At 66.5% G+C, this 26607-nt stretch carries 24 protein-coding genes and 1 tRNA gene; 13 read left to right on the top strand and 12 right to left on the bottom strand.

Features of this window, described 5'->3' with window-relative positions:
* Window positions 1-38 precede the first annotated feature (38 nt).
* Window positions 39-824: a serine O-acetyltransferase gene (cysE, locus tag ACW9UL_RS17800; RefSeq protein WP_021442764.1), complete on the bottom strand. Its 786-nt coding sequence runs from the start codon at window positions 822-824 to the stop codon at window positions 39-41.
* The gene (gene trmJ / locus ACW9UL_RS17805) at window positions 817-1596 is read right to left on the bottom strand and encodes a tRNA (cytosine(32)/uridine(32)-2'-O)-methyltransferase TrmJ (protein WP_457787827.1); all 780 of its coding nucleotides are present in this window, start codon (window positions 1594-1596) and stop codon (window positions 817-819) included. Before trmJ ends, cysE begins: the two co-directional genes overlap by 8 nt.
* A gap of 145 nt (window positions 1597-1741) precedes the next feature.
* Here trmJ and suhB point away from each other — a divergent pair, with 145 nt between their 5' ends.
* Window positions 1742-2557, top strand: coding sequence for a type III secretion system regulator SuhB (gene suhB, locus ACW9UL_RS17810; RefSeq protein WP_457787828.1), 816 nt, complete (start codon window positions 1742-1744; stop codon window positions 2555-2557).
* Window positions 2558-2615: 58 nt separating this feature from the next.
* Here suhB and ACW9UL_RS17815 read toward each other — a convergent pair whose 3' ends face one another.
* The 6 genes from ACW9UL_RS17815 to queA form a co-directional block, all read right to left on the bottom strand.
* A complete protein-coding gene (locus ACW9UL_RS17815; RefSeq protein WP_021442767.1) occupies window positions 2616-3158 on the bottom strand; it encodes a glycine zipper 2TM domain-containing protein in 543 nt (180 codons plus the stop codon).
* A 116-nt stretch (window positions 3159-3274) separates the two neighbouring features.
* Window positions 3275-4192: a protein translocase subunit SecF gene (gene secF, locus ACW9UL_RS17820; RefSeq protein ID WP_457787829.1), complete on the bottom strand. Its 918-nt coding sequence runs from the start codon at window positions 4190-4192 to the stop codon at window positions 3275-3277.
* Window positions 4193-4194: 2 nt separating this feature from the next.
* Window positions 4195-6063 (bottom strand): protein translocase subunit SecD, encoded by a 1869-nt coding sequence (gene secD / locus ACW9UL_RS17825; protein WP_397498545.1) that lies wholly within the window; start codon window positions 6061-6063, stop codon window positions 4195-4197.
* A gap of 68 nt (window positions 6064-6131) precedes the next feature.
* A complete protein-coding gene (yajC, locus tag ACW9UL_RS17830) occupies window positions 6132-6464 on the bottom strand; it encodes a preprotein translocase subunit YajC (RefSeq protein WP_021442770.1) in 333 nt (110 codons plus the stop codon).
* Between the two features lie 40 nt (window positions 6465-6504).
* Entirely contained in the window at window positions 6505-7620 is a 1116-nt protein-coding gene (gene tgt, locus ACW9UL_RS17835; RefSeq protein WP_397498609.1) for a tRNA guanosine(34) transglycosylase Tgt, read from the bottom strand.
* Window positions 7621-7640: 20 nt separating this feature from the next.
* Window positions 7641-8684, bottom strand: coding sequence for a tRNA preQ1(34) S-adenosylmethionine ribosyltransferase-isomerase QueA (queA, locus tag ACW9UL_RS17840; protein WP_397498546.1), 1044 nt, complete (start codon window positions 8682-8684; stop codon window positions 7641-7643).
* Between the two features lie 112 nt (window positions 8685-8796).
* Between queA and ACW9UL_RS17845 the strand changes: the two genes are divergently transcribed.
* The 3 genes from ACW9UL_RS17845 to ACW9UL_RS17855 all read left to right on the top strand — a co-directional run bounded on the left by ACW9UL_RS17845 (window position 8797) and on the right by ACW9UL_RS17855 (window position 10030).
* A tRNA-Leu gene (locus ACW9UL_RS17845) sits at window positions 8797-8881 on the top strand.
* 333 nt (window positions 8882-9214) lie between these two features.
* Window positions 9215-9427, top strand: coding sequence for a cold-shock protein (locus ACW9UL_RS17850; RefSeq protein WP_003298189.1), 213 nt, complete (start codon window positions 9215-9217; stop codon window positions 9425-9427).
* A gap of 105 nt (window positions 9428-9532) precedes the next feature.
* Window positions 9533-10030 (top strand): RDD family protein, encoded by a 498-nt coding sequence (locus ACW9UL_RS17855; RefSeq protein WP_397498561.1) that lies wholly within the window; start codon window positions 9533-9535, stop codon window positions 10028-10030.
* A gap of 60 nt (window positions 10031-10090) precedes the next feature.
* Here the strand turns inward: ACW9UL_RS17855 and lptG are convergent, their stop codons facing one another.
* Together lptG and lptF are read right to left on the bottom strand one after the other, a co-directional pair.
* Window positions 10091-11155 (bottom strand): LPS export ABC transporter permease LptG, encoded by a 1065-nt coding sequence (gene lptG, locus ACW9UL_RS17860; protein ID WP_021442063.1) that lies wholly within the window; start codon window positions 11153-11155, stop codon window positions 10091-10093.
* The gene (lptF, locus tag ACW9UL_RS17865) at window positions 11148-12272 is read right to left on the bottom strand and encodes an LPS export ABC transporter permease LptF (protein ID WP_457787830.1); all 1125 of its coding nucleotides are present in this window, start codon (window positions 12270-12272) and stop codon (window positions 11148-11150) included. Before lptF ends, lptG begins: the two co-directional genes overlap by 8 nt.
* Before the next feature lie 141 nt (window positions 12273-12413).
* Here lptF and ACW9UL_RS17870 point away from each other — a divergent pair, with 141 nt between their 5' ends.
* From ACW9UL_RS17870 to rlmF, 9 genes are all read left to right on the top strand, one after another.
* Window positions 12414-13895 (top strand): leucyl aminopeptidase, encoded by a 1482-nt coding sequence (locus ACW9UL_RS17870; protein ID WP_457787831.1) that lies wholly within the window; start codon window positions 12414-12416, stop codon window positions 13893-13895.
* 129 nt (window positions 13896-14024) lie between these two features.
* On the top strand, window positions 14025-14441 hold the full coding sequence (locus ACW9UL_RS17875) for a DNA polymerase III subunit chi (protein ID WP_457787832.1): 417 nt from the start codon (window positions 14025-14027) through the stop codon (window positions 14439-14441).
* 13 nt (window positions 14442-14454) lie between these two features.
* Window positions 14455-14871: a DNA polymerase III subunit chi gene (locus ACW9UL_RS17880; RefSeq protein WP_457787833.1), complete on the top strand. Its 417-nt coding sequence runs from the start codon at window positions 14455-14457 to the stop codon at window positions 14869-14871.
* 127 nt (window positions 14872-14998) lie between these two features.
* On the top strand, window positions 14999-17830 hold the full coding sequence (locus ACW9UL_RS17885) for a valine--tRNA ligase (RefSeq protein ID WP_457787834.1): 2832 nt from the start codon (window positions 14999-15001) through the stop codon (window positions 17828-17830).
* 103 nt (window positions 17831-17933) lie between these two features.
* Window positions 17934-19364 carry a Na+/H+ antiporter NhaC gene (nhaC, locus tag ACW9UL_RS17890; RefSeq protein WP_457787835.1) on the top strand — a complete coding sequence of 477 codons (1431 nt, stop codon included), beginning with the start codon at window positions 17934-17936 and terminating at the stop codon, window positions 19362-19364.
* Between the two features lie 194 nt (window positions 19365-19558).
* On the top strand, window positions 19559-20935 hold the full coding sequence (gene nhaD, locus ACW9UL_RS17895; RefSeq protein WP_021443322.1) for a sodium:proton antiporter NhaD: 1377 nt from the start codon (window positions 19559-19561) through the stop codon (window positions 20933-20935).
* Between the two features lie 15 nt (window positions 20936-20950).
* The gene (locus tag ACW9UL_RS17900; RefSeq protein ID WP_021443321.1) at window positions 20951-21247 is read left to right on the top strand and encodes a winged helix-turn-helix domain-containing protein; all 297 of its coding nucleotides are present in this window, start codon (window positions 20951-20953) and stop codon (window positions 21245-21247) included.
* 170 nt (window positions 21248-21417) lie between these two features.
* On the top strand, window positions 21418-23247 hold the full coding sequence (locus ACW9UL_RS17905; RefSeq protein ID WP_457787836.1) for an SLC13 family permease: 1830 nt from the start codon (window positions 21418-21420) through the stop codon (window positions 23245-23247).
* Between the two features lie 172 nt (window positions 23248-23419).
* Window positions 23420-24421 carry a 23S rRNA (adenine(1618)-N(6))-methyltransferase RlmF gene (gene rlmF / locus ACW9UL_RS17910; protein ID WP_457787837.1) on the top strand — a complete coding sequence of 334 codons (1002 nt, stop codon included), beginning with the start codon at window positions 23420-23422 and terminating at the stop codon, window positions 24419-24421.
* Window positions 24422-24488: 67 nt separating this feature from the next.
* Here rlmF and ACW9UL_RS17915 read toward each other — a convergent pair whose 3' ends face one another.
* Window positions 24489-25733 carry an SLC13 family permease gene (locus ACW9UL_RS17915; RefSeq protein WP_457787838.1) on the bottom strand — a complete coding sequence of 415 codons (1245 nt, stop codon included), beginning with the start codon at window positions 25731-25733 and terminating at the stop codon, window positions 24489-24491.
* Window positions 25734-25820: 87 nt separating this feature from the next.
* Entirely contained in the window at window positions 25821-26534 is a 714-nt protein-coding gene (locus ACW9UL_RS17920) for a type 1 glutamine amidotransferase domain-containing protein (RefSeq protein ID WP_457787839.1), read from the bottom strand.
* Between the last annotated feature and the right edge of the window lie 73 nt (window positions 26535-26607).

A 26607-nucleotide genomic window follows, 5' to 3' on the forward strand; every position in this document is an offset into this window, starting at 1 on the left:
AAGAGGCGCCATCATAGCAAAGACCACCTCGCCGCGCATCAGGCCGCCGGCTTGTCGCCCTGCTGCTGGTCCTTGCACACCTCGGCGAAGTCCTCGTCGCGCAGCACCGGCAGGTCCTTGGCGCAATAGTCGCTACCCAGGGCGGTGAGCGCCTTGCACATCCCCTCCAGACGGCCGTCGACCGCATGCAGGTGATCGAGCAGCTGGCCGATGGCGCGCGCCACCGGGTCCGGCATGTCCTGACCGACGCCATAGGCATCGAAGCCGATCTTCTCGGCCATCGCCTGGCGCTTGGCCTCCTGCTCGTCGTCGGACTTGACGATGATCTTGCCGGGAATCCCCACCGCGGTGGCGCCGGCCGGCACCTCCTTGGTCACCACTGCATTGGAGCCGATCTTGGCACCGGCACCGACTGTGAACGGGCCGAGCACCTTGGCCCCGGCACCGACCACCACGCCGTCTTCCAGGGTCGGGTGGCGCTTGCCCTTGTTCCAGCTGGTGCCGCCCAGGGTCACGCCCTGATAGAGCGTGACGTCGTTGCCGATCTCGGCGGTCTCGCCGATGACGATGCCCATGCCGTGGTCGATGAAGAAACGCCGACCGATCTTCGCCCCCGGATGAATCTCGATACCGGTCAGCCAGCGGCCGAAGTTGGACACCACCCGCGCCAACCACTTCCAGCCCGAGCGCCACAGGGCGTGGGCAACGCGATGCAGCCAGACCGCATGCAGGCCCGGGTAGCAGGTGACCACCTCGAAGGCGTTGCGCGCCGCCGGATCGCGGTGAAACACGCTCTGGATATCTTCTCGCATGCGCTCAAACATCGGACTTCCCCTGCTTGTGAGGCTCACCGCGCACGGCCTTCTCGGTCTCAGTGAGAATGCCGCGCAGGATATTCATTTCCAACTTGCTCACCGCACTGCGCCCATACAGGCGACGCAGACGGGTCATCAGGTGCCGCGGCTTCAGCGGATCGAGGAAACCGATCATCACCAGCACCCGCTGCAGGTGGCCGTAGAAGGACTCCAGCTCATCCGCCGTGGCCGCCTGGGAATTGAGCATGGCAGTGGTTTCCAGCTTCTCCACCTTGGTCGGCAGGCTCGAAGCAGCCAGCCAGGCCATGCGCACTTCGTAGGCCAGCACCTGCACCGCCGCCGCCAGGTTCAGCGAACTGAACTCGGGATTGGACGGGATATGCACGTGGTACTGACAGCGCTGCAGCTCCTCGTTGGTCAGCCCGGCGTACTCGCGACCGAACACCAACGCCACCTCGCCGCCAGCGGCAGCCTGCTCACAACTGGTCACCCCGCACTCGCGCGGATCGAGCAGCGGCCAGGGAATGCGCCGATCCCGCGCACTGGTACCGATCACCAGGCTGCAGCCGACCAGCGCCTCCTCCAGCGTACCGACCACCTGCGCCGCATCGAGGATATCGGTGGCGCCGGAGGCGCGCGCCACCGCATCGCCGCTGGGAAAATCCTCGGGATCTACCAGCACCAGACGCGACAGACCCATGTTCTTCATCGCCCGCGCCGCGCCGCCGATATTGCCCGGATGACTGGTGTTGACCAAAACCACGCGAATATTGTCCAGCAACGCAGGCACTCTCAGAGACGACAAGGGGGCAACGATCTTACCCAAGCCCTCGGATTAATGCCATGCGGCGTACAGACGGCACTGCATCCGCCGGACTTTTCTGCTAACATGGCCGGCTTTCTTTAACGCCCCAGGTGAACCTTCCATGCAGCCCATGCTGAATATCGCCCTGCGCGCCGCTCGCAGCGCCGGTGAAATGATCTTTCGCTCCATCGAGCGCCTGGACGTCATCTCGGTCGACGAGAAGGATGCCAAGGATTACGTCACCGAGGTCGATCGCGCCGCCGAACTGATGATCGTCCAGGCCATTCGCAAGGCCTACCCGACCCACAGCTTCCTCGGCGAGGAAGGTGGTGCACTGGAAGGCAGCGGCGAAGGCGCCGACTACCAGTGGATCATCGACCCGCTGGACGGCACCACCAACTTCATCCGCGGCGTGCCGCACTTCGCCATCAGCATCGCCTGCAAGTACCGCGGCCGCCTGGAGCACGCCATCGTGCTCGACCCGGTGCGCCAGGAAGAATTCACCGCCAGCCGCGGCCGCGGCGCCGCCCTCAATGGCCGCCGCCTGCGCGTGAGCAACCGCAAGAGCCTGGACGGCGCCCTGCTCGGCACCGGCTTCCCGTTCCGCGATGGCCAGCTCGATCATCTGGACAACTACCTGAACATGTTCCGCAGCCTGGTCGGCCAGACCGCCGGCCTGCGCCGCGCCGGCGCCGCCAGCCTGGACCTGGCCTACGTCGCCGCCGGTCGCTACGACGCATTCTGGGAGTTCGGCCTGTCCGAGTGGGACATGGCCGCCGGCGCCCTGCTGATTCAGGAAGCAGGCGGCCTGGTCAGCGACTTCAGCGGCAGCCACGAATTCCTCGAGAAGGGCCAGATCGTCGCCGGCAACACCAAGTGCTTCAAGGCCGTGCTGACCGCCATCCAGCCGCACCTGGCGCCGTCGATGAAGCGCTGAACACCAGTCGCCCGACAATAAAAAAACGCCCCGAGGGGCGTTTTTTTATGAACGGCGGTTATTGCGCCTGCTGCACCAGCACCAGCTCACCCTGTTTGTTAACCGGAATCTGAGCGCCCGGATCGCGGTCCATGCGCACGGTGCCAACCTGCTCGCCCAGTTGATACTTGACGTCGTACCCCACCAGCTTCTCGCTGGTATCGGTCACGGTGTTGCAGCGGGTTTCGGTGGTGGTGTAGGTGTCGCGCGCCTGCATGCCTTCCTGGATCTTGTTGCCGGCGTAGCCGCCGCCGACCGCACCGGCCACAGTGGCGATCTTCTTGCCGCTGCCGCCGCCGACCTGATTGCCCAGCAGACCGCCGGCGATGGCGCCGATGGCGGTGCCGGCGATCTGGTGCTGATCCTTGACCGGCGCCTGACGGGTGACGGTGACGTCCTTGCACACCTCGCGCGGCGTCTTGATGGTTTCCTTGACCGGGGTCACCGCCAGCACCTCGGCGTACTGCGGGCCGCGATCGACCAGGCTGTAAGTGGCAACCGCGCCGCCAGCGGTAACGCCGACAGCGCCCAGCACGGTACCGATCAACATCGACTTGTTCATGATTCTCTCCTAGGCTCGGCGACTCGCGCCTTTCTCCCTGCCTAGGACAGCAGAAGGCCGCGACAAGTTCGCCCTGTCGCGGCCCGCGTGCGCATTACATGAAGCAGGTCACAGCCTCAGGGGCGCCCGTCGTCGGCCTCGGCTTCGACGGCCGGCGGAATCAGATCCTCGACGCTCAGCTTCAGCCAGATCAGCACCACGGCGCCGATGTACACCGACGAATAGGTACCCACCACCACGCCGACCAGCAGGGTCAGGGCGAAGGCCGCCAGCACGTCGCCGCCGAAGAACAGCAGCGCCAGCAGGGCCAGCGCGGTGGACAACGAGGTGGCAATGGTACGCAGCAGGGTCTGGGTGATCGAGATGTCGATGTTCTCGATCAGCGACGCCTTGCGCAGCATGCGGAAGTTCTCGCGGATGCGGTCGTAGATGATGATGGTGTCGTTCAGCGAGTAGCCGATCATCGCCAGCACCGCCGCCAGCACGGTCAGGTCGAAGGGAATCTGGAAGAACGCCAGCACGCCAAGGGTGACCACCACGTCGTGCACCAGGGAGGCGATGGCGCCGACGCCGAATTTCCACTGGAAGCGAAACGCCAGGTACAGCAGGATGCCGCCCAGCGCCAGAAGCATGGCGATGCCGCCCTGGTCGCGCAGTTCCTCACCCACCTGCGGACCGACGAACTCGACCCGCTTGACCTCGAACTCGGTGGTGCTGTCGACCTTGCGCAGGGCCTCGGCCACCCGGTTGCCCAGGTCGGGGTCATCGCCCGCCAGGCGCACCAGCACATCGGTGCTGGCACCGAAGCTCTGCACCACGGCGTCGGCGTAACCGGCCTGGCCCAGCTCGCGCTTGATCAGCTCGAGGTCGGCCGGCTGCTCGTACTGCAGCTCGACCAGGGTACCGCCGGTGAAATCCAGACCGAAGTTCAGGCCCTTGGCGAACAGCGCCCCAAGCCCGACCAGGGTGAGCACCAGGGTCATGGTAAAGGCGATGTTGCGCACCGCCATGAAACGAATGGTTGACTTGATCATGGCTAGATCCACAGCTTCTTGAAGTTACGACCACCGAAGATCAGGTTGACCAGGCCACGGGTGAACATGATGGCGGTGAACATCGAGGTGACGATGCCCAGCGACATGGTCACCGCGAAGCCCTTGACCGGGCCGGTGCCCATGGCGAACAGGATGCCGCCGACCAGCAGGGTGGTCAGGTTACTGTCGAGAATTGCCGAGAAGGCGCGGTCGAAGCCCTCGTGGATGGCGCGCTGCACGGGCAGGCCATTGGCCAGCTCCTCGCGGATACGCGAGAAGATCAGCACGTTGGCGTCCACCGCCATGCCCAGGGTCAGCACGATACCGGCGATGCCCGGCAGGGTCAGGGTGGCGCCGATGGCCGACATCAGACCGACCAGCAACACCAGGTTGAACGCCAGCGCGACGGTCGCCAGCACCCCGAAGAAGCGGTAGATGGCGATGATGAACAGCGCCACGAAGATCATCGCCCACTCGGTGGATTCGATGCCCTTGGCGATGTTCTCGGCACCCAGGCTCGGGCCGATGGTGCGCTCCTCGGCGAAGTACATCGGCGCCGCCAGGCCGCCGGCACGCAGCAGCAGAGCCAGCTCGGATGATTCGCCCTGGCCGTTGAGGCCGGTGATGCGGAACTGACTGCCCAAAGGCGACTGGATGGTCGCCAGGCTGATGATCTTCTTCTCCTCGACGAAGGACGATACGGCCACTTCCTGCTCGACACCGTCGACCACCTGACGCACGTAGCGGGTCACCGGCTTCTGCTCGATGAAGATCACCGCCATGCTGCGCCCCACGTTGTTTCGCGTGGCACGGTTCATCAGGTCGCCGCCGTGGCCGTCGAGACGGATATTGACCTGCGGTCGACCGTTCTCGTCGAAGCTGGCCTGGGCGTCGGTGACCTGATCGCCGGTGATGATCAGCTCGCGCTCGAGCTGCACCGGCGGCCGGCCTTCCTCGCGGAAACCGAAGGTTTCGGTGGCGCCGCGCGGCGCGTCGAAATCGGCCTGCAGGCGGAATTCCAGGTTGGCGGTCTTGCCGAGGATGCGCTTGGCTTCGGCGGTGTCCTGCACGCCCGGCAGCTCGACCACAATACGGTTGGCACCCTGACGCTGCACCAGCGGTTCGGCCACGCCGAGCTCGTTGACCCGGTTGCGCACTGTGGTGAGGTTCTGCTTGATCGAGTACTCGCGGATCTCGGCGATCTTCGCCGCGGTCAGGCCGAGTTGCAGCACCTGCTGACCACCGCGCTCGACGGTGGTGATCTCAAAATCGTTGAAGTCCTTGCGAATCAGGCGCTGAGCCTGCTCCAGCGCATCGCTGTCGGCGAAGCCGAGCTGAATGCGACCGTCCTGTTCCGGCATGCTGCGGTAGCGAATGCGCTCCTTGCGCAGCAGGCTCTTGATCTCGCCTTCGTAGACCTTGCGCCGTACATCCAACGCCTTGTCCATGTCGACTTCCAGCAGGAAGTGCACACCGCCGGACAGGTCCAGGCCCAATTTCATCGGGCTGGCGCCGAGGCTGCGCAGCCAGTCGGGGGTGGTCTGCGCCAGGTTCAGCGCCACCACGTAGTCGTCGCCCAGAGCGCGGCGGACCACGTCCTTGGCCGGCAGCTGGTCATCCTGCTTGGTCAGACGGATCAGGCCAGTGCGGCCGCGCTCGTCGAGGCCGATGTCCTTGACCGCGATGCCGGCATCCTGCAGCGCCTTGCCAGCACGATCGAGATCGGCCTGCTCGATGCTCAGCGCCGAGCTGGCGCCGCTGATCTGCACGGCCGGATCGTCCGGATAGAGATTGGGGATGGAGTACACCAGGCCGACGGCCAATACGGCCAGAATCAGCAGGTACTTCCACAGAGGGTATTTATTGAGCATGAACGAGCCGCCCGCTTATGACGCGGGGCGCTAAAAGCGCCCCGTCGAGTGGAAAACTAACAACCGAATCAGATGGCTTTCAGCGTGCCCTTGGGCAGGGTGGCGGCGATGGCCTGCTTCTGGAACTTCAGCTCGACGCTGTCGGAAACCTCGATCACCACGAAATCGTCGGCCACCTTGGTCACCTTGCCGGCGATACCGCCGCTGGTCACCACCTCGTCGCCCTTCTGCAGGCTACCGAGCAGGTTCTTGTGCTCCTTGGCGCGCTTGGCCTGGGGACGCCAGATCATCAGGTAGAAGATGACCAGAAAGCCGATCAGGAACACCCACTCGAAGCCGCTACCGGCAGGGCCGGCAGCCGGAGCGGTGTCAGCGTAGGCGGCGGGGATGAAAAAGCTCATGTATCACTCCTAATGGAAAGGATGTTGAATCGTTTGGGAATCAGTCCAGCGGCGGCACGGGCAGGCCGCGCTTGGCATAGAAGCTTTCGACAAAGGCGGCCAATGTACCCTGTCCGATAGCCTCGCGCAAACCAGCCATAACCCGCTGATAATGCCGCAAGTTATGGATGGTATTGAGCATGCTACCGAGCATTTCGCCGCACTTGTCCAGGTGATGCAGGTAGGCGCGGGAGAAGTGTTTGCAGGTGTAACAGTCGCAGCTCGGATCCAGCGGCGAGTCGTCGTGCTTGTGCACGGCGTTGCGGATTTTCACCACGCCGCTATCGACGAACAGGTGGCCGTTGCGTGCATTGCGCGTCGGCATCACGCAGTCGAACATGTCCACCCCGCGGCGCACGCCCTCGACCAGGTCTTCCGGCTTGCCCACGCCCATCAGGTAGCGCGGCTTGTCGGCCGGCATCTGCGGCGGCAGGAAGTCCAGTACGCGGATCATCTCCTCCTTCGGCTCGCCCACCGACAGACCGCCGATGGCCAGGCCGTCGAAGCCGATCTCGCACAACCCTTCCAGCGAGCGCATGCGCAACTCTTCGTGCATGCCGCCCTGGACGATGCCGAACAGCGCCGCCGTGCTCTCGCCATGCGCGGTCTTGGAACGCTTGGCCCAACGCAGCGACAGCTCCATGGAGCGCTTGGCCACGTCGAACTCGGCCGGGTACGGCGTGCATTCGTCGAAGATCATCACGATGTCCGAGCCCAGGTCGCGCTGCACCTGCATCGACTCTTCCGGGCCCATGAACACCTTGGCGCCATCGACCGGCGAGGCGAAGTACACGCCCTCCTCCTTGATCTTGCGCATCGCGCCCAGGCTGAACACCTGAAAACCGCCGGAGTCGGTGAGGATCGGCCCCTGCCACTGCATGAAGTCGTGCAGGTCGCCGTGCTTCTTGATCACTTCCATGCCCGGGCGCAGCCACAGGTGGAAGGTGTTGCCGAGGATGATCTGCGCGCCGATATCCTCGACGTCGCGCGGCAGCATGCCCTTGACCGTGCCGTAGGTGCCCACCGGCATGAAGGCCGGGGTCTCGACCACGCCACGGGGGAAGGTCAGCCGGCCGCGACGGGCCTTGCCGTCGGTAGCCAGCAACTCGAAGGACATGCGACAGGTGCGCGACATACTCAAACCTCGGGCCCGCGCGCGGCGGGATTGCGGGTGATGAACATGGCATCACCGTAACTGAAGAAGCGATAGCCCTGCGCCACGGCCTCGCGGTAGGCGGCCATGGTCTCGGCGTAGCCGGCGAAGGCCGACACCAGCATCAGCAGGGTCGACTCGGGCAAATGGAAATTGGTCACCAGGGCATCGACCACATGGAAGGGGCGGCCCGGGTAGATGAAGATGTCGGTGTCGCCGCTGAAGGCCTTTAGCTCGCCATCGCGCGCCGCCGTCTCCAGCGAGCGCACGCTGGTGGTGCCCACCGCGATCACCCGACCGCCCCGCGCCCGGCAGGCGGCCACGGCGTCGACCACGTCCTGACCGACCTCTAGCCATTCGCTGTGCATATGGTGGTCTTCGATCCGCTCGACACGCACCGGTTGGAAGGTGCCGGCACCGACGTGCAGGGTGACGAAGGCGGTGTCCACGCCCTTGGCGCGGATCGCCGCCAGCAGCTCGTCGTCGAAGTGCAACCCGGCGGTGGGCGCCGCCACCGCACCGGCCTTCTCGGCGTAGACGGTCTGGTAGCGCTCGCGGTCGGCCTCGTCGTCCGGCCTGTCTATATAAGGCGGCAGCGGCATATGACCGACGCGTTCGAGCAACGGCAGCACCGGCTCGGTAAAGCGCAGCTCGAACAGGGCGTCGTGACGCGCGACCATCTCGGCCTCGCCGCCACCGTCGACGAAAATCTGCGAACCGGGCTTGGGCGATTTGCTGGAACGCACGTGCGCCAGCACGCGGTGCTGATCCAGCACCCGCTCCACCAGCACCTCGAGCTTGCCGCCGGAGGCCTTCTGGCCGAACAACCGCGCCGGAATCACCCGGGTATTGTTGAACACCATCAGATCGCCGGCGCGCAGATGGCCGAGCAGGTCGGTGAACTGGCCGTGGCGCAGTTCGCCGCTGGGCCCGTCCAGTTGCAGCAGACGGCTGGCCCGACGTTCGGCCAGGGGATGACGGGCGATCAACGACTCGGGAAGATCGAAGTGGAAATCGGCAACACGCATGATCGGAGGGGGCAATTCTGCAGGGCGGCAAAGCTTACCGGAATTCCCCCAAACTGGCCACGCACGCCGATTGACCGGGATCTGAGGCATCCCTATACTGCGCCGCCATCGTGCCCCGGTGGCGGAATCGGTAGACGCGGCGGATTCAAAATCCGTTTTCGAAAGGAGTGGGAGTTCGAGTCTCCCCCGGGGCACCAGCTTAGAGCCCGCAAGACCTTGGTCTTGCGGGCTTTTTCATGCCCGCGCCAGGGACTTCGCGCCGCGCCGCGCAAGTGCTGCAACTGCACTTTCCCAGCCCCTCGGCGAGCCCCGTAAAACCTGGCCAACAGCCGCGCCGGCGGGGGTTGGCAATTGCGCAAAAGTTAGCGTAGAGTGATTGCACTGTTTGCATGGGTCGCTGTGAATCGTGACCTGGTGCAGTAGATCATCAAGATCCGCTACATCCCGCTCGACTTCTATTACTCCTTGCAACCAGTCTCAGCCCTCTATAGTTAGAGGCTGTCATCAACTCTAGTTTCAAGGAAAAAGACATGTCGAATCGTCAGAACGGTACCGTCAAGTGGTTTAACGACGAGAAAGGTTTTGGTTTTATCACTCCCGAGAGCGGTCCGGATCTGTTCGTGCACTTCCGCGCGATCGAAGGCAATGGTTTCAAGAGCCTGAAAGAAGGTCAGAAAGTCAGCTTCGTCGCTGTGCAAGGTCAAAAAGGCATGCAGGCCGACCAGGTTCAGATCCTGGGCTGATCGCCGCTGCTTTGAAGAACCCCTGATGCTGCATCGGGGGTTTTTTTATGCCTGTGGAAAAGTCGCGGTTAGAATGGCGCGCCCTATCGTCACAGCGAGCCCATCATGCCGAGACACCAGCTGCGCCCGCAGGGGGACTTCCCCACTGCCGGCCTGATCCGTCGCCTGGCGGCGATCTTCTACGACTTCCTGCTCTGCGTCGCGCTGATCATGGTGGTCACCCTGATCTATCAGCAGGGCATCCTGCGCCTGATCCACGGCAGCGAGACCCTGCTGGCCATGGCCGAAGCCGGCGCCCTGGACAACGACCCGATCCTGGCCAGCCTGGTGCTGCTCAGCCTGTTCGCCTTCTTCGCCAAGTTCTGGACCCACAACGGCCAGACCCTGGGCATGCAGGCCTGGGGCCTGCGCATCCAGAACGCCGACGGCAGCGCCATCGACCTGTGGCAGGCGCTGCTGCGCTTCGTGGTCGCCATCGGCTCCTGGCTGTTCGCCGGCCTCGGTTTTCTCTGGATGCTGTGGGACAAACAGGGCCGCACCTGGCACGACATTTACTCCGACAGCCGCGTGGTGCAGCTGCCGAAGAATATCCACAAGAAGTAGCGCGGCGCAGGCAGAAAAAAGCCGGCTCTGATAGCCGGCTTTTTCATGCGCACGCGCAGCTCAGCCCGCACGCCTCAGCAGCCACACCCCGGCCAGCGCGCAGATCCCCGCCGGCACCAGCACCGCCAGCAGCGGCGAGAAGCCGAACACCAGACTGGACGGCCCGAGCAGGTCCTGGGCGATGCGGAACACGAAGCCCACCAGCACGCCGGTGAACACCCGCTGCCCCAGGGTCACCGAGCGCAGCGGGCCGAAGATGAAGGAAATCGCCATCAACACCAGCGCGCCGGTCACCAGCGGCTGCAGCACCTTGCTCCAGAACGCCAGCCAGTAGCGGGCGTTGTTCAGGCCCTGCTCGCCCAGGTAGTGGATGTACTGCCACAGGCCGCTGACCGACAGCGACTCGGGCTCCATCACCACGGTGCTGAGCAGTTGCGGGCTCAATTCGATGTCCCAGCGCTCCTCGGGACTCTTGACCACCTCGGTGGCGCCTTCGCGGAAGTGAGTGGTCTGCACGTTGCGCAACACCCAGTGATCGCCGCGGTGCTCGGCGCGCCGGGCGAAGCTGGCGGACTGCATGCGCCGTTCGTCGTCGAAGCGGTAGCGGGTCACCCCGAGCAGCAGGCCATTGGGTTGCACGGCGTTGATATGCACGTACTCCTGCCCCTGGCGGTGCCACATGCCGCGCTTGGAGCTCTGCGCGGCGCCACCGCCCTGGGCCAGGGCGCGGTCGGCCTGGGCCTGGTTCTCGGTCAGCGGTGCGACGTACTCGCCGACCAGAATGCCGGCCAGCATCAGCACCAGCATGGGCTTCATCACGGCCCAGACGATGCGGCCGATGGACACCCCGGCGGCGCGCATGATGGTCAGCTCGCTGTTGCTGGCCAGGCTGCCGAGGCCGATCAGGCAGCCGATCAGCGCCGCCATCGGCAGCATCTCGTAGGCACGCCGCGGCGCAGTCAGCAGCACGTACCAGAGCGCCTGGCCGACGCCGTAATCGCCCTTGTTGAGGTCGCCCAGCTCGTCGATGAAGGCGAACAGCAGGGCCAGGCCGAGGATGATGCCCAGCACCGCGAGAATGGCCAGGAATACCTGGGTGCCGATGTACCTATCCAGCTTAGCCATGGGCCACCTCCACTGCCGCAGCGCGGCGGCCGGCCCACCACAGGCTCAATTGTTCCCAGTACAGCAGCAGCACACCGATCGCCAGGAAGATGCCATGCACCCACCACAGCCCCAGCCCGGGCGGCAGCTTGCCCTTGTCCAGCGCGCCGCGGGCGGCGATCAGCATGCCCAGATAGGCCATATACAGGAAGATTGCCGGCAACAGCTTGAGGAAGCGCCCCTGGCGCGGGTTGACCTTCGACAGCGGTACCGCCAGCAGGGTGACCACAAACACCAGCAGCGGAATCGACAGGCGCCACTGCAGTTCGGCCTGCAGGCGCGGATCATCGCTGCCCAGCAGCTCGCGGGTCGGCATCGCCTCGCGCTCGCTGGCCTCGATGGCCACCTCCGGCTTGGGCAGCAGCACGCCGTAGGTGTCGTACTGGATGGCGCGGTAATCGGCTTCGCCCGGCTCGCCGTCGTAGCGGTAGCCGTTCTCCAGGATCAGGTAGCGACTGCCGTCGGCCTGGATTTCCTGGCGCCCGCTCTCGGCCACCAGCACGGTGATGCCGCGTTCGGATCGACCGTCGGCGGAGAAGCGCTTCTCCGACATGAACACCCCGCGCAACTCGCTGCGGTCGGCCGACAGCTCCTGCGAATAGGTCACCCGCGAGCCGTCCTTCATCGACTGGAAGCGCCCCGGCACCAGGGTGTCCAGCTCGGTCAGGGCATCCTGTTCGTTGAGAATGCGCGACACCTCGGCCACCCCCTGCGGCGCCAGGCCCATGCTCAACCAGCCGGCCAGCAGGGCGACGATCAGCGCCGGCGCCATACTGTAGGCGGTCAGCCGCTGCTGGCTGACGCCGGTGGCCGAGAGCACGGTCATTTCGCTGTCGAGATAGAGGCGGCCATAGGCCAGGAGGAAACCGAGGAACAGGCCCAATGGCAGGATCAACTGGAGGAAGCCGGGAATCCGGTACCCCATGATCAGAAACAGCACGCCGGGGTCCAGCGCCCCCTGCGCGGCCTGCGCCAGGTACTTGATGAAACGGCCGCTCATGATGATCACCAGCAGCACGGCGCTCACCGCACTGAGGGTTACCAGCACTTCGCGGGACAGATAACGGAAGACGATCAAACCGGACGCTCCAGGGTTGTCAGGCTCGGGCGCGAACGCTCACACTAGCCGCACCTTTGCCGGCCCGCCTTGCGGTGGGCCCTCGAAAAAATAGCGGGCATTATCCGCCAAACCCGACTCTTTGTCTTGGGGACAGCTCATATGGAATTCCTCGTCAAAAGCACCCGTCCGGAAACCCTGAAGACCGCCACCCTGGTGCTGGCCATCGGCGAAGGCCGCAAGCTGGGCGAAGCCGCCAAGGCCGTCGACGCGGCCAGCGGCGGTGCCCTCTCCGCCGTGCTCAAGCGTGGCGACATCGCCGGCAAGCCGGGCCAGACCCTGCTACTGCACAGCCTGCCGGGGCTCAAGGCCGAGCGCGTGCTGCTGGTGGGCAGCGGCAAGGGCGATCTATCCGACCGTCAGTTGCGCAAATTGGTTGCAAGCCTGCAGGGCGTGCTCAAGGGCCTCGGCGGCAGCGACGCCGTGCTGGCCCTCGGCGAGCTCAAGGTCAAGGGGCGCGACGCCTACGGCAAGGCGCGCCTGATCGTGGAAACCCTGGCCGACGGCGACTACCTGTTCGAGCAGTTCAAGAGCCAGAAGGCCGATGCCCGCGCGCTGAAGAAGATCACCCTGATCGCCGACAAGGCCGAACTGGCCGCGGTCGAGCGCGGCGCGCAGCACGCCCGCGCCATCGCCAGCGGCATGGCCCTGACCAAGAACCTCGGCAACCTGCCGCCGAACCTCTGCCACCCCAGCTACCTGGCCGAAGAGGCCAAGGCCCTGGGCAAGGCGCACAAGAACCTCAAGGTGGACATCCTCGACGAGAAGAAGCTCAAGGAGCTCGGCGCCGGCGCCTTCCTCGCCGTGGCCCAGGGCAGCGAGCAGCCGCCGCGGATGATCGTCATGCACTACCAGGGCGGCAAGAAGGACGACAAACCCTTCGCCCTGGTCGGCAAGGGCATCACCTTCGACACCGGCGGCATCAGCATCAAGCCGGCGGCCGGCATGGACGAAATGAAGTACGACATGTGCGGCGCCGCCAGCGTGTTCGGCACCCTCAAGGCGGTGCTCGAGCTGCAACTGCCGATCAACCTGGTGTGCCTGCTGGCCTGCGCCGAGAACATGCCCAGCGGCCGCGCCACTCGCCCCGGCGATATCGTCACCAGCATGAGCGGGCAGACCGTGGAGATCCTCAACACCGACGCCGAAGGCCGCCTGGTGCTGTGCGACACCCTGACCTACGCCGAGCGCTTCAAGCCGCAGGCGGTGATCGACATCGCCACCCTCACCGGCGCCTGCATCGTCGCCCTGGGCAGCAACGTCTCCGGCCTGATGGGCAACAACGAGGCGCTGATCAAGCAGATCCTCAAGGCCGGCGAGCAGGCCGACGACCGCGCCTGGCAGCTGCCGCTGTACGACGAATACCAGGAGCAGCTGGACAGCCCCTTCGCCGACATCGCCAATATCGGCGGGCCCAAGGCCGGCACCATCACCGCCGGCTGCTTCCTGTCGCGCTTCGCCAAGAACTATCACTGGGCGCACCTGGATATCGCCGGCACCGCCTGGATCAGCGGCGGCAAGGACAAGGGCGCCACCGGCCGCCCAGTGCCGTTGCTGACCCAGTACCTGCTGGATCGCGCGTAGGCTGGCGCTGAGCGCAGCGAAGCCCGACGAGGAGCGCACAGCGCTCCGCCCGGCGGCCTGAAGCCAAGGCCGCCGAGCACATTGGCGACTCAAGCCCCCCAGCCACCCATAGCGTTCACCGAGCCCCTCATGCGTATCGAGTTCTACGTCCTCTCCTCCAGCGACGCCGAAGGCCGCCTGCGTGCCGCCTGCCAACTGGCGCTGAAGGCCTGGAGCGCCGGCCTGCCGGTGTTCGTCCGCGGCGGCGACGCGGCGCAGTGCGAGGCGCTGGACCAGTTGCTGTGGGCGTTCAAGGCCGAGCGCTTCGTGCCTCACGACCTGCACCGCAATGCCTCGCAGTCGCCGGTGACCCTGGGCCTGGACGAGGCGCCGGGCTTCGAGCAGGGCGTGCTGATCAACCTCGGCAGCAGCCTGTCGCCGCATGTCGAACGCTTCGCGCGGATCATCGAGATCGTCAACCAACAGCCGGATCTACTCGACGCCTGTCGCGAGAATTTCCGTACCTATCGCCAGCGCGGGTATGATCCCAAGCGCGTAGAACTGTAAAGCGCGTCGCCCCATGGACAAGCCCCCGCACAAGCCGACCCAACTGCTCAACGACCTCGAGTCGATCCGCGAACTGCTGGGCGACGAAAGCCTCGAGCCGCCGCTGCTGATCGATTCGCTCGACCCGGACAGCATCCCGGTGCTCTCGGATATCGTCAGCGCGCCGCCCGGCCCGCCGCCACCCTTCAATATCGCCGCGCCGCCCAGCGGCCCGTCGGCCGCTGCCAGCAGCGCCACGCTGCGCGCCAGCCTGGAGCCGCGCCTGCAAGACAGCGCCCGCGACCTGCAGCGCCTGGACGGCGAACTGCGCGCCGCCGCGCAACTGATCCTGCAGGACGTGATCGACGATTTCGTGCCGCAGATCGAGGCCGAACTCAAGCGCCGCCTGGAAGCCCGCCTGCCGCGCCTGCTGCCGCCGCGCAAACCCTGACCTGCCCCTAACGCCTCTGGCGCGGCCCCCGCTACCGCTCGCTGACGCGCTGCCCTTACGCCGCAAGGCCCATCCCCGTTATACTTGCCGGCTTTTCCGATCAGCCGTCACAAGGGTCCCGCCGCGCATGGACAAGACCTACCAGCCGCACGCCATCGAATCCAACTGGTACCAGACCTGGGAGCAGAACAACTACTTCGCCCCACAGGGTAGCGGTGAGCCGTACTGCATCATGATCCCGCCGCCGAACGTCACCGGCAGCCTGCACATGGGCCACGGCTTCAACAACTCGATCATGGACTGCCTGATCCGCTTCCGCCGCATGCAGGGCCGCAACACCCTGTGGCAGCCGGGCACCGACCACGCGGGCATCGCCACCCAGATGGTGGTGGAGCGCCAGCTGGCCGCCGAGGGCATCGGCCGCCACGACCTGGGCCGCGAGAAATTCCTGGAGAAGGTCTGGGAGTGGAAGGAACAGTCCGGCGGCACCATCACCCGGCAGATCCGCCGCCTGGGCAGCTCGGTGGACTGGTCGCGCGAGCGCTTCACCATGGACGAGGGCCTGTCCGAAGCCGTTAAAGAGGCCTTCGTGCGCCTGCACCAGGATGGCCTGATCTACCGCGGCAAGCGTCTGGTCAACTGGGACACCAAGTTCCACACCGCCATTTCCGACCTCGAAGTGGAAAACCACGACGAGAAGGGCCACCTGTGGAACCTGCGCTACCCGCTGGCCGACGGCAAGAAGACCGCCGACGGCAAGGATCATCTGATCGTCGCCACCACCCGCCCGGAAACCATGCTCGGCGACGCCGCCGTGGCCGTGCACCCGGAGGACGAGCGCTACAAGGCGCTGATCGGCAGCTTCGTCGAACTGCCGCTGGTGGGCCGGCGCATCCCGATCATCGCCGACGACTACTGCGACCCCGAGTTCGGTACAGGCTGCGTGAAGATCACTCCGGCGCACGACTTCAACGACTACGAAGTGGGCAAGCGCCACGACCTGCCGCTGATCAATATCTTCGATGCCGACGCCGCCGTACTGGCGCGCGCCCAGGTATTCAATATCGACGGCAGCGTCAACACCGGGGTCGATGGCAGCCTGCCGGCCGAATACGCCGGCCTGGACCGCTTCGAGGCGCGCAAGCGCATCGTCGCCGCCTTCGAAGCCGCAGGCCTCTTGGAGAAGATCGAAGACCACGCCCTGAAAGTGCCAAAGGGCGACCGCTCCGGCACCGTGATCGAGCCCTGGCTGACCGACCAGTGGTACGTCTCCACCAAGCCGCTGGCGGAGAAAGCCATCGCCGTGGTCGAGAGCGGCGAGATCCAGTTCGTGCCCAAGCAGTACGAGAACATGTACTTCAGCTGGATGCGCGACATCCAGGACTGGTGCATCAGCCGGCAGCTGTGGTGGGGCCACCGCATCCCGGCCTGGTACGACGAGGCCGGCAACGTCTACGTCGGCCGCGACGAGGCGGAGGTGCGCGCCAAGCACAACCTCGGCGATGCCGCCCTGCGCCAGGACGAGGACGTGCTGGACACCTGGTTCAGCTCCGGCCTGTGGACCTTCTCCACCCTCGGCTGGCCCGAGCAGACCGATTTCCTCAAGACCTTCCACCCCACGGACGTGCTGGTCACCGGCTTCGATATCATCTTCTTCTGGGTCGCGCGGATGATCATGCTGTCGACCCACCTGACCGGGCAGATCCCGTTCAAGACCGTGTACGTGCACGGCCTGGTGCGCGACGGCCAGGGGCAGAAGATGTCCAAGTCCAAGGGCAACGTGCTCGACCCGCTGGACATAGTCGACGGCATCAGCCTGGACGAGCTGCTGGAAAAACGCACCAGCGGCATGATGCAGCCCAAGCTGGCCGAGAAGATCGCCAAGCAGACCCGCGCCGAGTTCCCCGACGGCATCGCCGCCTACGGCACCGACGCCCTGCGCTTCACCAACCTGGCGCTGGCCTCCACCGGTCGTGACATCAAGTTCGACATGGGCCGCGTCGAGGGCTACCGCAACTTCTGCAACAAGCTGTGGAACGCCGCCAACTTCGTCATCGAGAACACCGATGGCCAGGACACCGGCGTCAATGGCGAGCCTGTGGATCTGTCGCCGGTCGACCGCTGGATCATTTCCGCGCTGCAGCGCTGCGAGCAGGACGTGACCCGCCACCTCGACGCCTTCCGCTTCGACATGGCGGCACAAGCCTTGTATGAGTTCATCTGGGACGAGTACTGCGCCTGGTACCTGGAACTGGTCAAGCCGGTGCTGTGGGACGAGAACGCCCCGATCGAGCGCCAGCGTGGCACCCGCCGCACCCTGGTGCGCGTGCTGGAAGTGATCCTGCGCCTGGCCCATCCGTTCATGCCCTTCATCACCGAAGAAATCTGGCAGCGCATCAAGGCCCTGGCCGGCAAGGACGGCGCCACCCTGATGCTGCAGCCCTGGCCGGTCGCCGCCGAGGAGCGCATCGACGCCGCCGCCGAGGCCGATATCGAGTGGGTCAAGCAGCTGATGCTCGGCGTGCGCCAGATCCGTGGCGAGATGAAGATCTCCATGGCCAAGCGCATCGACATCATCGTGCAAAACGCCGCGGCCTCCGACCTGCGCCGCCTGGCCGACTTCGAGCCGCTGCTGAACAAGCTGGCCAAGCTGGAATCGGTGCGTGTACTGGCCGCCGGTGAAGAGGCGCCGATGTCCGCCACCGCCCTGGTCGGCGAGATGCAGGTGCTGGTGCCGATGGCCGGGCTGATCGACAAGGACGCCGAGCTGGCGCGCCTGGACAAGGAAATCGCCCGCCTGCAGGGCGAGGTGCAGCGCGTCGGCGGCAAACTCGCCAACGAGGGCTTCGTCGCCAAGGCGCCGGCCGAAGTGCTGGACAAGGAACGCGCCAAGCTGGCCGAGGCCGAGCAGGCGCTGAGCAAGCTGGTGGAGCAGCGCGGCAAGATCGCCGCGCTCTGATCCCAGCGCAATCCCCACAGGCCCGCGCCCTAACCGGCGCGGGTTTTGTTTTTTCTGCAGAGGCCCGACTCGGCCTCCGTTTCATCGATTGACCGGTACACCCATGACTGCCCGCTCCCCTTCCCTACTCGACGCGCTGCTGCCGATCGGCGTGCTGGTGCTGCTGCTCGGCCTTTCCGTCTACCTGTTCGGCGACGGCTCCTCCAGCGGGCCGAACCAGATCGCCCTGATGAGCGCCGCCTTCGTCGCCGGCCTGGTCGGCCTGAAGAACGGCCTGCGCTGGACCGAGATCGAGGAAGGCATACTCGCCGGCATCCATATGGCGATGAAGGCCAACCTGATCCTGCTGGCGGTCGGTGCGCTGATCGGCACCTGGATTCTCGCCGGCACCGTGCCGACCATGATCTGGCTCGGCCTCAAGCTAATCAGCGCCGAGTACTTCTACCTCACCAGTTGCCTGATCTGCGCGCTCACCGCGCTGTCGATCGGCAGCTCCTGGACGGTGGCCGGCACCCTCGGCATCGGCCTGATGGGCGTGGCCGCGGGTCTGGGTCTGGATCCGGCGATCACCGCGGGGGCGATCATTTCCGGCGCCTACTTCGGCGACAAGCTGTCGCCGCTGTCGGACACCACCAACCTGGCCCCGGCCGCCGCCGGCGCCGAGCTGTTCGCGCATATCCGCAACATGCTGCGCACCACGCTACCGGCGCTGCTGATCGCCCTGGCGATCTTCTTCGTGCTCGGCCAGCAGGCCGGCGCCAGCCACGACACCGGGCGCATCGCCGAGGTGCTGGCGGCGCTGGAAACGCAGTTCAGTCTGGGCTGGCACCTGCTGCTGCCGGTGGCCTTTCTGCTGCTGCTCGCGGTGCGCCAGTGGGCGGCCTTCCCCGCGGTGTTTCTCGCCGCCCTGCTCGGCGCGCTGTTCGCCGTGCTGTTCCAACCCGAAGTGATGAGCCGCCTGGCCGATCCGGCGGCCGGCGCCCTGGCGCCGCTGAAGACGGTATGGAGCGCGCTGTTCGCCGGCTATCAGTCGGCCAGCGGCAACGCCGAGCTGGACGGCCTGCTGTCCAAGGGCGGTATGGCCAGCATGCTCACCACCGTGTGGCTGATCATCTGCGCCATGTGCTTCGGCGGTGTGCTGGAGCGCCTCGGCCTGCTCCAGCGCCTGCTGCACAGCGCGCTGCGCCTGGTACGCAGCGACAGCGGTCTGGTCGCCAGCACCATCACCACCAGCATCGGCACCAACGTCATCACCGCCGACCAGTACATCGCCCTGGTGCTGCCGGGGCGCATGTACCGCGCCGAGTACGAGAAGCGCGGCCTGCCGCCGACCAGCCTGTCGCGCGCCCTGGAAGACGGCGGCACCCTGACCTCGGTGCTGGTGCCCTGGAACACCTGCGGCGCCTACATGGCCGCCACCCTCGGCGTGGCCACCCTGAGCTACCTGCCCTACTGCTTCTTCAACCTGATCATGCCGCTGCTGGCCATCGCCCTGGCCTATATCGCGCCACCCAAGCCGCAAGCGCTCGGCTAGGCATCCGCGCTAGCCACCGGGGCGAGCGCCGTGCCGTCCCGGGACGCCTCATCAGGTCGCAAAACGCTGCTGCTGTTTGCCCCTTTTCGCCATAAAAGCCTTCCCTTTTTCCAATTGTTTCAGGCATCTTCAGCCGCCTGGCTACAGCCTCCGGCACTTCCCGACCAATAAAAATCAGAACGGAACCCCCGAACATGTATGCGTTGATGGCACTCGTCTTTGTCCTCGGCTACCTGTGCATCGCACTGGAGCACCCGTTAAAGATCGACAAGGCGGCCTCCGCGCTGCTCACCGCCGTGGTCGCCTGGACCATCCTGGTACTGGGCGCCGACAGCATCCTGCCGCTGCTGGGTACCGGTACCGCCGGCGCCAGCACCAACACCCATCACGTGGTCGAGGAACTGCGCCACCACCTGGGCGAGATCTCCGAGATCCTGTTCTTCCTCATGGGCGCCATGACCATAGTCGAGCTGATCGACGCCCACGAAGGCTTCAAGGTGATCACCGACCGCATCCGCACCACCAAGCGCGTGCACCTGCTGTGGCTGGTGGGGCTGATCACCTTCTTCCTCTCCGCCGCGCTGGACAACCTGGCCACCACCATCGTGATGATCTCGCTGCTGCGCAAGCTGATCGCCGACCAGCACGAGCGCTGGTTCTACGCCGGCATCGTGGTGATCGCCGCCAACTCCGGCGGCGCCTGGTCGCCCATCGGCGACGTCACCACCACCATGCTGTGGATCGGCGAGCAGGTCACCGCCACCGGCATCATCGCCAAGCTGTTCCTGCCCAGCCTGGTCTGCCTGCTGGTGCCGCTGATCCTCATGAGCTTCGTGCTCAAGGGCGAGGTCACCCCGCCGCGGCTCAAGGAAAGCGCCGAAAGCCGTCGCGACCCGACCACCCCGTTCGAGCGCAACCTGGTGTTCTGCTTAGGGCTAGGCGCGCTGATCTTCGTCCCGGTGTTCAAGACCATCACCCACCTGCCGCCGTACATGGGCATCCTCTTCGGCCTCGGCCTGCTGTGGGTGACCACCGAAATCATCCACCGCAGCAAGAACAGCGAGGACAAGGACCCGCTGTCGGTGGTCGGCGTACTGCGCCGCATCGACATCACCAGCGTGCTGTTCTTCCTCGGCATCCTGCTGGCGGTGTCGGCGCTGTCCAGCGCCGGGCACCTGATCCAGGTCGCCACCTACCTCAAGGACAGCCTGGGCAACGTCTACAGCATCGCCATCTCCATCGGCATGCTGTCGGCGGTGGTGGACAACGTGCCGATGGTCGCCGGTGCGATGAAGATGTACCCGCTGGTCAGCCCGGAAACCCTGGCCACCGCCGCCGCCAGCGAACTGCCCTGGCTGCGCAACTTCGTGGTCAACGGCAACTTCTGGGAAATGCTCGCCTACTGCGCCGGCACCGGCGGCAGCTGCCTGATCATCGGCTCGGCGGCCGGGGTGGCGGCCATGGGCATGGAAAAGATCAACTTCATCTGGTATCTGAAGAAGATCACCGGCCTGGCCTTTATCGGCTACCTGGCCGGCGCCGCCACCTATATCGCCATCGCCAGCCTGTAACAGGGAGCGCCGCACATGGACGTGAGCAAGACCCGCACCAGCTTCTACCGCCGCCTCTACGTCGCCTGGCTGATCGACAGCGGCCAGGCCACCAGCGTGCCGGCGCTGATGGCCGCCACCGGCATGCCGCGGCGCACCGCCCAGGACACCCTGGCGGCGCTCGCCGAACTGGATATCGACTGCCAGTTCGAGCAGAACGCGGGCGAGCGCAACAACGCCGGACACTACCTGATCCGCGACTGGGGCCCCTTCGACAAGCGCTGGATCGCCGCTAACCTGCAACAGATCAAGACCACCCTCGGTTATCCCTGAAATACTCGCCAGCATTTAGAGCCTGCTCACAGCCTAGCGAGCTAGGTTCCTGCAAGGCGAAAACAGGAGAGGAGGCGCAGTTTACTTGTGGTAAATGAGCACTCCGAGCCTGTTTTCAACGCAGCAGGGCCGACGCGCAGCAGGTTGTGAGCAGGCGTTAGGGAGTTGCGATGAATCCGGATCTTCTGTGGGTGCTGGGCCTGCTGGCCGGCGCCGTCACCCTCTTCGTCATCGGCAAGCCGCGCATGGACGTGGTCGCCCTGCTGGTGCTGGTCGCCCTGCCGCTGAGCGGCGTGCTCGACCTGCAACAGAGCCTGGCCGGCTTCAGCGACGCCAACGTGATCCTGATCGCCGCGCTGTTCGTCATCGGCGACGGCCTGGTGCGCACCGGCATCGCCTACCGCCTCGGCGACTGGCTGGTGGCCAGGGCCGGCAGCAGCGAGACGCGCCTGTTGATCCTGCTGATGCTGACGGTGGCCGGCCTCGGCTCGGTGATGAGCTCCACCGGCGTGGTGGCGATCTTCATTCCGGTGGTGCTCGGCGTCGCCGCACGCCTGCGCATCGCCCCGGCGCGGCTGATGATGCCGCTGGCCTTCGCCGGGCTGATCAGCGGCATGCTCACCCTGGTGGCCACCCCACCCAACCTGGTGGTGCACGCCGAACTGCGCCGCGCCGGCCTGGACGGTTTTTCCTTCTTCGACTTCACCCCCATCGGCCTGGCCGTGCTGCTGCTCGGTATCGGCTACATGCTGCTGGCGCGGCGCTGGCTGGCGCGCAGCGCGGCCGGCAAGGGCGATGAGCCGCCACGCCTGACCCTCGCCGACCTGGCCGAACGCTACCGCCTGAACGGCCGCGAGCGGCGCCTGCAACTGCGCTCCGACTCGCCGCTGGCCAACCAGGTGCTCAACGAGCTGGCACTGCGCCGCGACTACGGCATCAACGTGATCGCCGTCGAGCGTCGCCGACGCCTGCGCACCCTGCTGCTGGTGGCCAGCGGCAACACCCAGCTGGAGCCCGGCGACGTGCTGCTGGTGGACATCGCCAGCCCCGCCATCGGCCTGCTCGGCAGCTACCAGGCACTCGGCCTGGAACCCATGCCGCTGCCGCACTCCTACTTCAGCCTGCACGCCCACCAGCTGGGCCTGGCCGAGGTGGCGCTGCCGCCGGAGTCGCAGCTGCCGGGCAAGACCATCCAGGAACTGGGCTTTCGCTCGCGGCACAAGCTCAACGTGGTCGGCCTGCGCCGCCAGGGCCGGGCCCTAGAAGGCCTGCTGGTGGACGAGAAGCTCAAGGCCTCGGACTGCCTGCTGGTGGCCGGCGAGTGGAAGGACATCCACCGCCTGCAGGCACAGAGCCGCGATTTCCTGGTGCTCAGCCTGCCGGCGGAAGTGGCCGAGGTGGCGCCGGCCGCGCGCAAGGCACCCTACGCCCTGCTCAGCCTGGCGGTGATGGTGGCGCTGATGGTTTCCGGCCTGGTGCCCAACGTGCTGGCCGCACTGATCGCCTGCCTGCTGCTGGGCGCGTTTCGCTGCATCGATCTGGACAGCGCCTACCGCGCCATCCACTGGCCGACGCTGATCCTGATCGTCGGCATGCTGCCCTTCGCCCAGGCCCTGCAGCAGACCGGCGGCATCGAGCTGGCGGTCCAGCTGCTGGTCGGCGGCCTGGGCGGCGCCGGGCCCTACCTGATCCTCACCAGCCTGTTCACCCTGACCGCGCTGATCGGCCTGTTCATCTCCAACACCGCCACCGCGGTGCTGATGGCGCCGGTGGCCATCGCCACCGCGCAGGCGCTGGACGCCTCGCCGCTGCCCTTCGCCATGACCGTGGCGCTGGCCGCCTCGGCGGCGTTCATGACGCCGATCTCCTCGCCGGTCAACACCCTGGTGCTCGGCCCCGGCCAGTACCGCTTCGGCGACTTCGTGCGCATCGGCGTGCCCTTCACCCTGCTGGTGATGGTCGTCAGCGTGCTGCTGGTACCGCTGATCTTTCCGCTCTGAACTTCTGCGGTGCGCACGGCCTGGGCGGCCCCGCGACACCCTGCAGGGGCATGCGGTACACCGTACGCGCCCGTAGAAGCGGCTTCAGCCGCGCAGAGGCGCGAGACGCCGCGGCTGCGCGCCAGGCCTGGCTGTGGGAAAATCCCGCGCCCCGACCCGCCAGATGCCCGCCATGCCCCAGCCGCCGAAACGCCCGCGCAAGCCCGCCCCGCCCGCCGTCAAGACCGCTCCGGCCAAGGGCCAGCTGCACCCGCGCAACCGCCACCAGGGCCATTACGACTTTCCCGCGCTGATCCAGCTCAGCCCCGATCTGGGCCGCTTCGTCATCGCCAACCCCTACGGCAAGCCGAGCATCGACTTCGCCGATCCGGCCGCCGTGAAAGTATTCAACCGCGCCCTGCTCAAGCAGTTCTACGGCATCGAGCACTGGGACATTCCCGACGGCTACCTGTGCCCGCCGATCCCCGGGCGCGCCGACTACCTGCACAACCTCGCCGATCTGCTGGCCAGCGAAAATGCCGGGCAGATCCCGCGTGGCGGCGCCATCCGCGCCCTGGATATCGGCGTCGGCGCCAACTGCATCTACCCGCTGATCGGCCACTGCGAATACGGCTGGCACTTCACCGGCGCCGATATCGCCGCCGAGGCGCTGGCCTCGGCGTGCGCCATAGTCGCCGCCAACCCGCAGCTGAGCGGCGCCGTCGAGCTGCGCCAGCAGGCCAATGCCGAACACATCTTCCAGGGCCTGCTGCAGCCCGGCGAGCGTTTCGACCTGAGCCTGTGCAACCCGCCCTTCCACGCCAGCGCCGACGACGCCAGCCGCGGCAGCACGCGCAAGTGGCGCAACCTCGGCAAGCTCGACCCCAAGCGCAAGCTGCCGGTGCTCAACTTCGGCGGCCAGGCCGCCGAGCTGTGGTGCCCGGGCGGCGAGGCGGCCTTCCTCAAGCGCATGGCCAGCGAGAGCGCGCAGGTGGCCGAACAGCTGCTGTGGTTCAGCAGCCTGGTGTCCAAGGGCGGCAACGTCGAACTGCTGCAAGGCTGGCTGGCCAAGGCTGGCGCCTGTGAGGTGCGGGTGCTGGGCATGGCCCAGGGCCAGAAGCAGAGCCGCCTGGTGGCCTGGACCTTCAAGGATGCCGAGCAGCGCAGCGCCTGGCGGCAAACCCGTTGGCGGTGAGAGCTGCTGGTGCGCCCGGCGCCCCCTACGCGCTATCCCCTAGCGGGCTCCGGGCGCATCAAGCCACCTACCAGGGCAACCAGCCGCCCAGGCCCAGCCACAAGCCGGCCGCGGCCATGCTCAGCAGGGTCACCGGCACGCCGCTGCGGGCATAGTCGACGAAGCCGATGCGCACGCCCTGGCGCTTCGCGCCCTCGGCGACGATCAGGTTGACCACGCTGCCGATCAGCAGCAGGTTGCCGGCCAGGGTCGACATCAGCGCCAGGCCCACCAGCACCGGCTCCGACAGTTCCGGCAGCAGGCCCAGCAGCAGCACCACGAAGGGCACGTTGCCGATCAGGTTGCTGGCCAGCAGCGAAGCCGAGGCCAGCGCCCACACACCCTGCGGCAACAACCCCTGTTCGGCGAGCCAGTGGCCGGCGCCGGCCAGCTCCGGCAACTCCAGCGCCGCGCCGCTGACCAGAAACAGCCCGGCGAACAGCAGCAGCAGGTTCCAGTCCACCTTGTGCACGTAGTCGCGGCTGTCCACCCGCCGCGACACCATCACCAGCGCCGCCACCAGCAACGCCGACAGCTCGCGCGGCAGCGCCGTGGCGAACAGCGCCAGCAGCGCCAGGCTGGCCGCCAGCGGCTTGAGGTAGCTGTGCGCGCCGTAGATGCGCGCCGCCGGGGTTTCCTCCGCCGGCAGCGGCTGCGGCGTGCCCCAGCGCCCCCGCCACTGCAGCCAGAGCACGGCGTAGACGATGGCCATGGCCAGCAGCGCCACCGGTGCGGCCAGGGCCAGGTAGCCCCAGAAATCCAGGCCGCCGGCCTGGCCGATGAGGATGTTCTGCGGGTTGCCGATCAGGCTGGCGGCCGAGCCGGCGTTGCACGACAGCGCCAGGGCCAGGAGAAACGGCCGCGGGTCGAGGCCGCGCAGCTGCAGGCTGTGGCACAGCAGCGGGGTCAGGGCGAAGGCGACGATATCGTTGACCAGCAGCGCCGAGAGCAGCCCGCCGAGCAGCACCACCCCGGCCAGCAGCAGCGCCGGGCGCCGGGCATGGTGGGTCAGGTACTGGTTGAGCCAGGCGTACACCCCGGAGAAGTCGAACTGCGCGGAAATCAGCATCAGCGCCAGCAGCAGCAGCAACGCCCCGGCATCCAGGTGCCGCGCCGCCTCGTCCATGCTCAGCGCGCCGCTGACCAGCAACAGCACCGCGGCACAGCCGGCGATCCAGCTGCGGTCGATGCGCAGCCCGCGCACGCCGCCGGCGGCCATGCCCAGGTAGGTGAAAAAGAACAGGCCGATAACCAGCCAGGAAGTGATCGTCATGCCCGCTCCGCCCAGTGCGCCGCCCTGCCTGTGTGGCAGTAGCGGCGCACTCTAGCGCCAGCGGCGGGACAAGGGAATGGGGGCGCCTCAGGCCCCGACCATGCCCTCGGGCGCCGCCCCCTGCTGCAGCTCGGCCAGCACCAGATCGGCCACCGGCCCGCCGGAGGCCGGGTTCTGCCCGGTGATCAGGCGCTGGTCGGCGATGGCGAACGGCAGCCAGGGCTCCGGCGCCTTCTCGTAGTGGGCGCCACGCCGGACCAGCTCGGTCTCGGTGAGAAAGGGCACGTGCTGATCCAGCTGGGCGAGCTTTTCCTCGGTATTGGAGAAGCCGGTGACGCGCTTGCCAGCCACCAGCAGCGCGCCGTCGGACAGCTTGATATTGAGCAGGCCCACCGCGCCGTGGCAGACCGAGGACACCACCCCGCCGGCCTCGTAGATATCACGCGCCAGCGCCTGCAGCGCGGCGTTGTCGGGGAAGTCCCAGATCACCCCGTGGCCGCCGGCGTAGTAGATCGCGGCGTAGTCCTCGGCCTTGACCTGATCCGGGCGCAGGGTGGTGCCGAGGCGGTTCATAAAGGCCTTGTCCTGATACCACTGCCAGTCCACCGGCTCGGCCATGGCCAGGCTGTGCGGGTCGATGGGCGTATAGCCGCCCAACGGGCTGACGTAGTCCACCGTGTGACCGTCCGCCTGCAGTTTCTTGACGAAATGCACCGCCTCGCCCAGCCACAGGCCGGTGGCCCGGTCGAGGTTGGGATACTTGGCCACGCTGGTCAGCACCACCAGGATCTTCTTGCCCATCGCTTCTGCTCCTGTAGCGAGTGAAGGGCGCCGCCCGCGCGGCGCATACCCCACCACAGTAGAACAGTTGCCG

The organism is Pseudomonas sp. PL-6, assembly GCF_054110165.1.

What these genes read in the sequence shown, in the direction of transcription:
- cysE (WP_021442764.1), bottom strand. Translation starts at nt 824, where the DNA reads ATGTTTGAGCGCATGCGAGAAGATATCCAGAGCGTGTTTCACCGCGAT.
- secD (WP_397498545.1), bottom strand. Translation starts at nt 6,063, where the DNA reads ATGCTCAATAAATACCCTCTGTGGAAGTACCTGCTGATTCTGGCCGTA.
- lptG (WP_021442063.1), bottom strand. Translation starts at nt 11,155, where the DNA reads ATGGCTAAGCTGGATAGGTACATCGGCACCCAGGTATTCCTGGCCATT.
- ACW9UL_RS17880 (WP_457787833.1), top strand. Translation starts at nt 14,455, where the DNA reads ATGGACAAGCCCCCGCACAAGCCGACCCAACTGCTCAACGACCTCGAG.
- ACW9UL_RS17885 (WP_457787834.1), top strand. Translation starts at nt 14,999, where the DNA reads ATGGACAAGACCTACCAGCCGCACGCCATCGAATCCAACTGGTACCAG.
- tgt (WP_397498609.1), bottom strand. Translation starts at nt 7,620, where the DNA reads ATGTCCTTCGAGTTGCTGGCTACCGACGGCAAGGCCCGTCGCGGCCGG.
- ACW9UL_RS17920 (WP_457787839.1), bottom strand. Translation starts at nt 26,534, where the DNA reads ATGGGCAAGAAGATCCTGGTGGTGCTGACCAGCGTGGCCAAGTATCCC.
- ACW9UL_RS17815 (WP_021442767.1), bottom strand. Translation starts at nt 3,158, where the DNA reads ATGAACAAGTCGATGTTGATCGGTACCGTGCTGGGCGCTGTCGGCGTT.
- ACW9UL_RS17900 (WP_021443321.1), top strand. Translation starts at nt 20,951, where the DNA reads ATGGACGTGAGCAAGACCCGCACCAGCTTCTACCGCCGCCTCTACGTC.
- rlmF (WP_457787837.1), top strand. Translation starts at nt 23,420, where the DNA reads ATGCCCCAGCCGCCGAAACGCCCGCGCAAGCCCGCCCCGCCCGCCGTC.
- secF (WP_457787829.1), bottom strand. Translation starts at nt 4,192, where the DNA reads ATGATCAAGTCAACCATTCGTTTCATGGCGGTGCGCAACATCGCCTTT.
- ACW9UL_RS17850 (WP_003298189.1), top strand. Translation starts at nt 9,215, where the DNA reads ATGTCGAATCGTCAGAACGGTACCGTCAAGTGGTTTAACGACGAGAAA.
- queA (WP_397498546.1), bottom strand. Translation starts at nt 8,684, where the DNA reads ATGCGTGTTGCCGATTTCCACTTCGATCTTCCCGAGTCGTTGATCGCC.
- nhaD (WP_021443322.1), top strand. Translation starts at nt 19,559, where the DNA reads ATGTATGCGTTGATGGCACTCGTCTTTGTCCTCGGCTACCTGTGCATC.
- nhaC (WP_457787835.1), top strand. Translation starts at nt 17,934, where the DNA reads ATGACTGCCCGCTCCCCTTCCCTACTCGACGCGCTGCTGCCGATCGGC.
- ACW9UL_RS17875 (WP_457787832.1), top strand. Translation starts at nt 14,025, where the DNA reads ATGCGTATCGAGTTCTACGTCCTCTCCTCCAGCGACGCCGAAGGCCGC.
- ACW9UL_RS17905 (WP_457787836.1), top strand. Translation starts at nt 21,418, where the DNA reads ATGAATCCGGATCTTCTGTGGGTGCTGGGCCTGCTGGCCGGCGCCGTC.
- ACW9UL_RS17915 (WP_457787838.1), bottom strand. Translation starts at nt 25,733, where the DNA reads ATGACGATCACTTCCTGGCTGGTTATCGGCCTGTTCTTTTTCACCTAC.
- ACW9UL_RS17855 (WP_397498561.1), top strand. Translation starts at nt 9,533, where the DNA reads ATGCCGAGACACCAGCTGCGCCCGCAGGGGGACTTCCCCACTGCCGGC.
- suhB (WP_457787828.1), top strand. Translation starts at nt 1,742, where the DNA reads ATGCAGCCCATGCTGAATATCGCCCTGCGCGCCGCTCGCAGCGCCGGT.
- yajC (WP_021442770.1), bottom strand. Translation starts at nt 6,464, where the DNA reads ATGAGCTTTTTCATCCCCGCCGCCTACGCTGACACCGCTCCGGCTGCC.
- ACW9UL_RS17870 (WP_457787831.1), top strand. Translation starts at nt 12,414, where the DNA reads ATGGAATTCCTCGTCAAAAGCACCCGTCCGGAAACCCTGAAGACCGCC.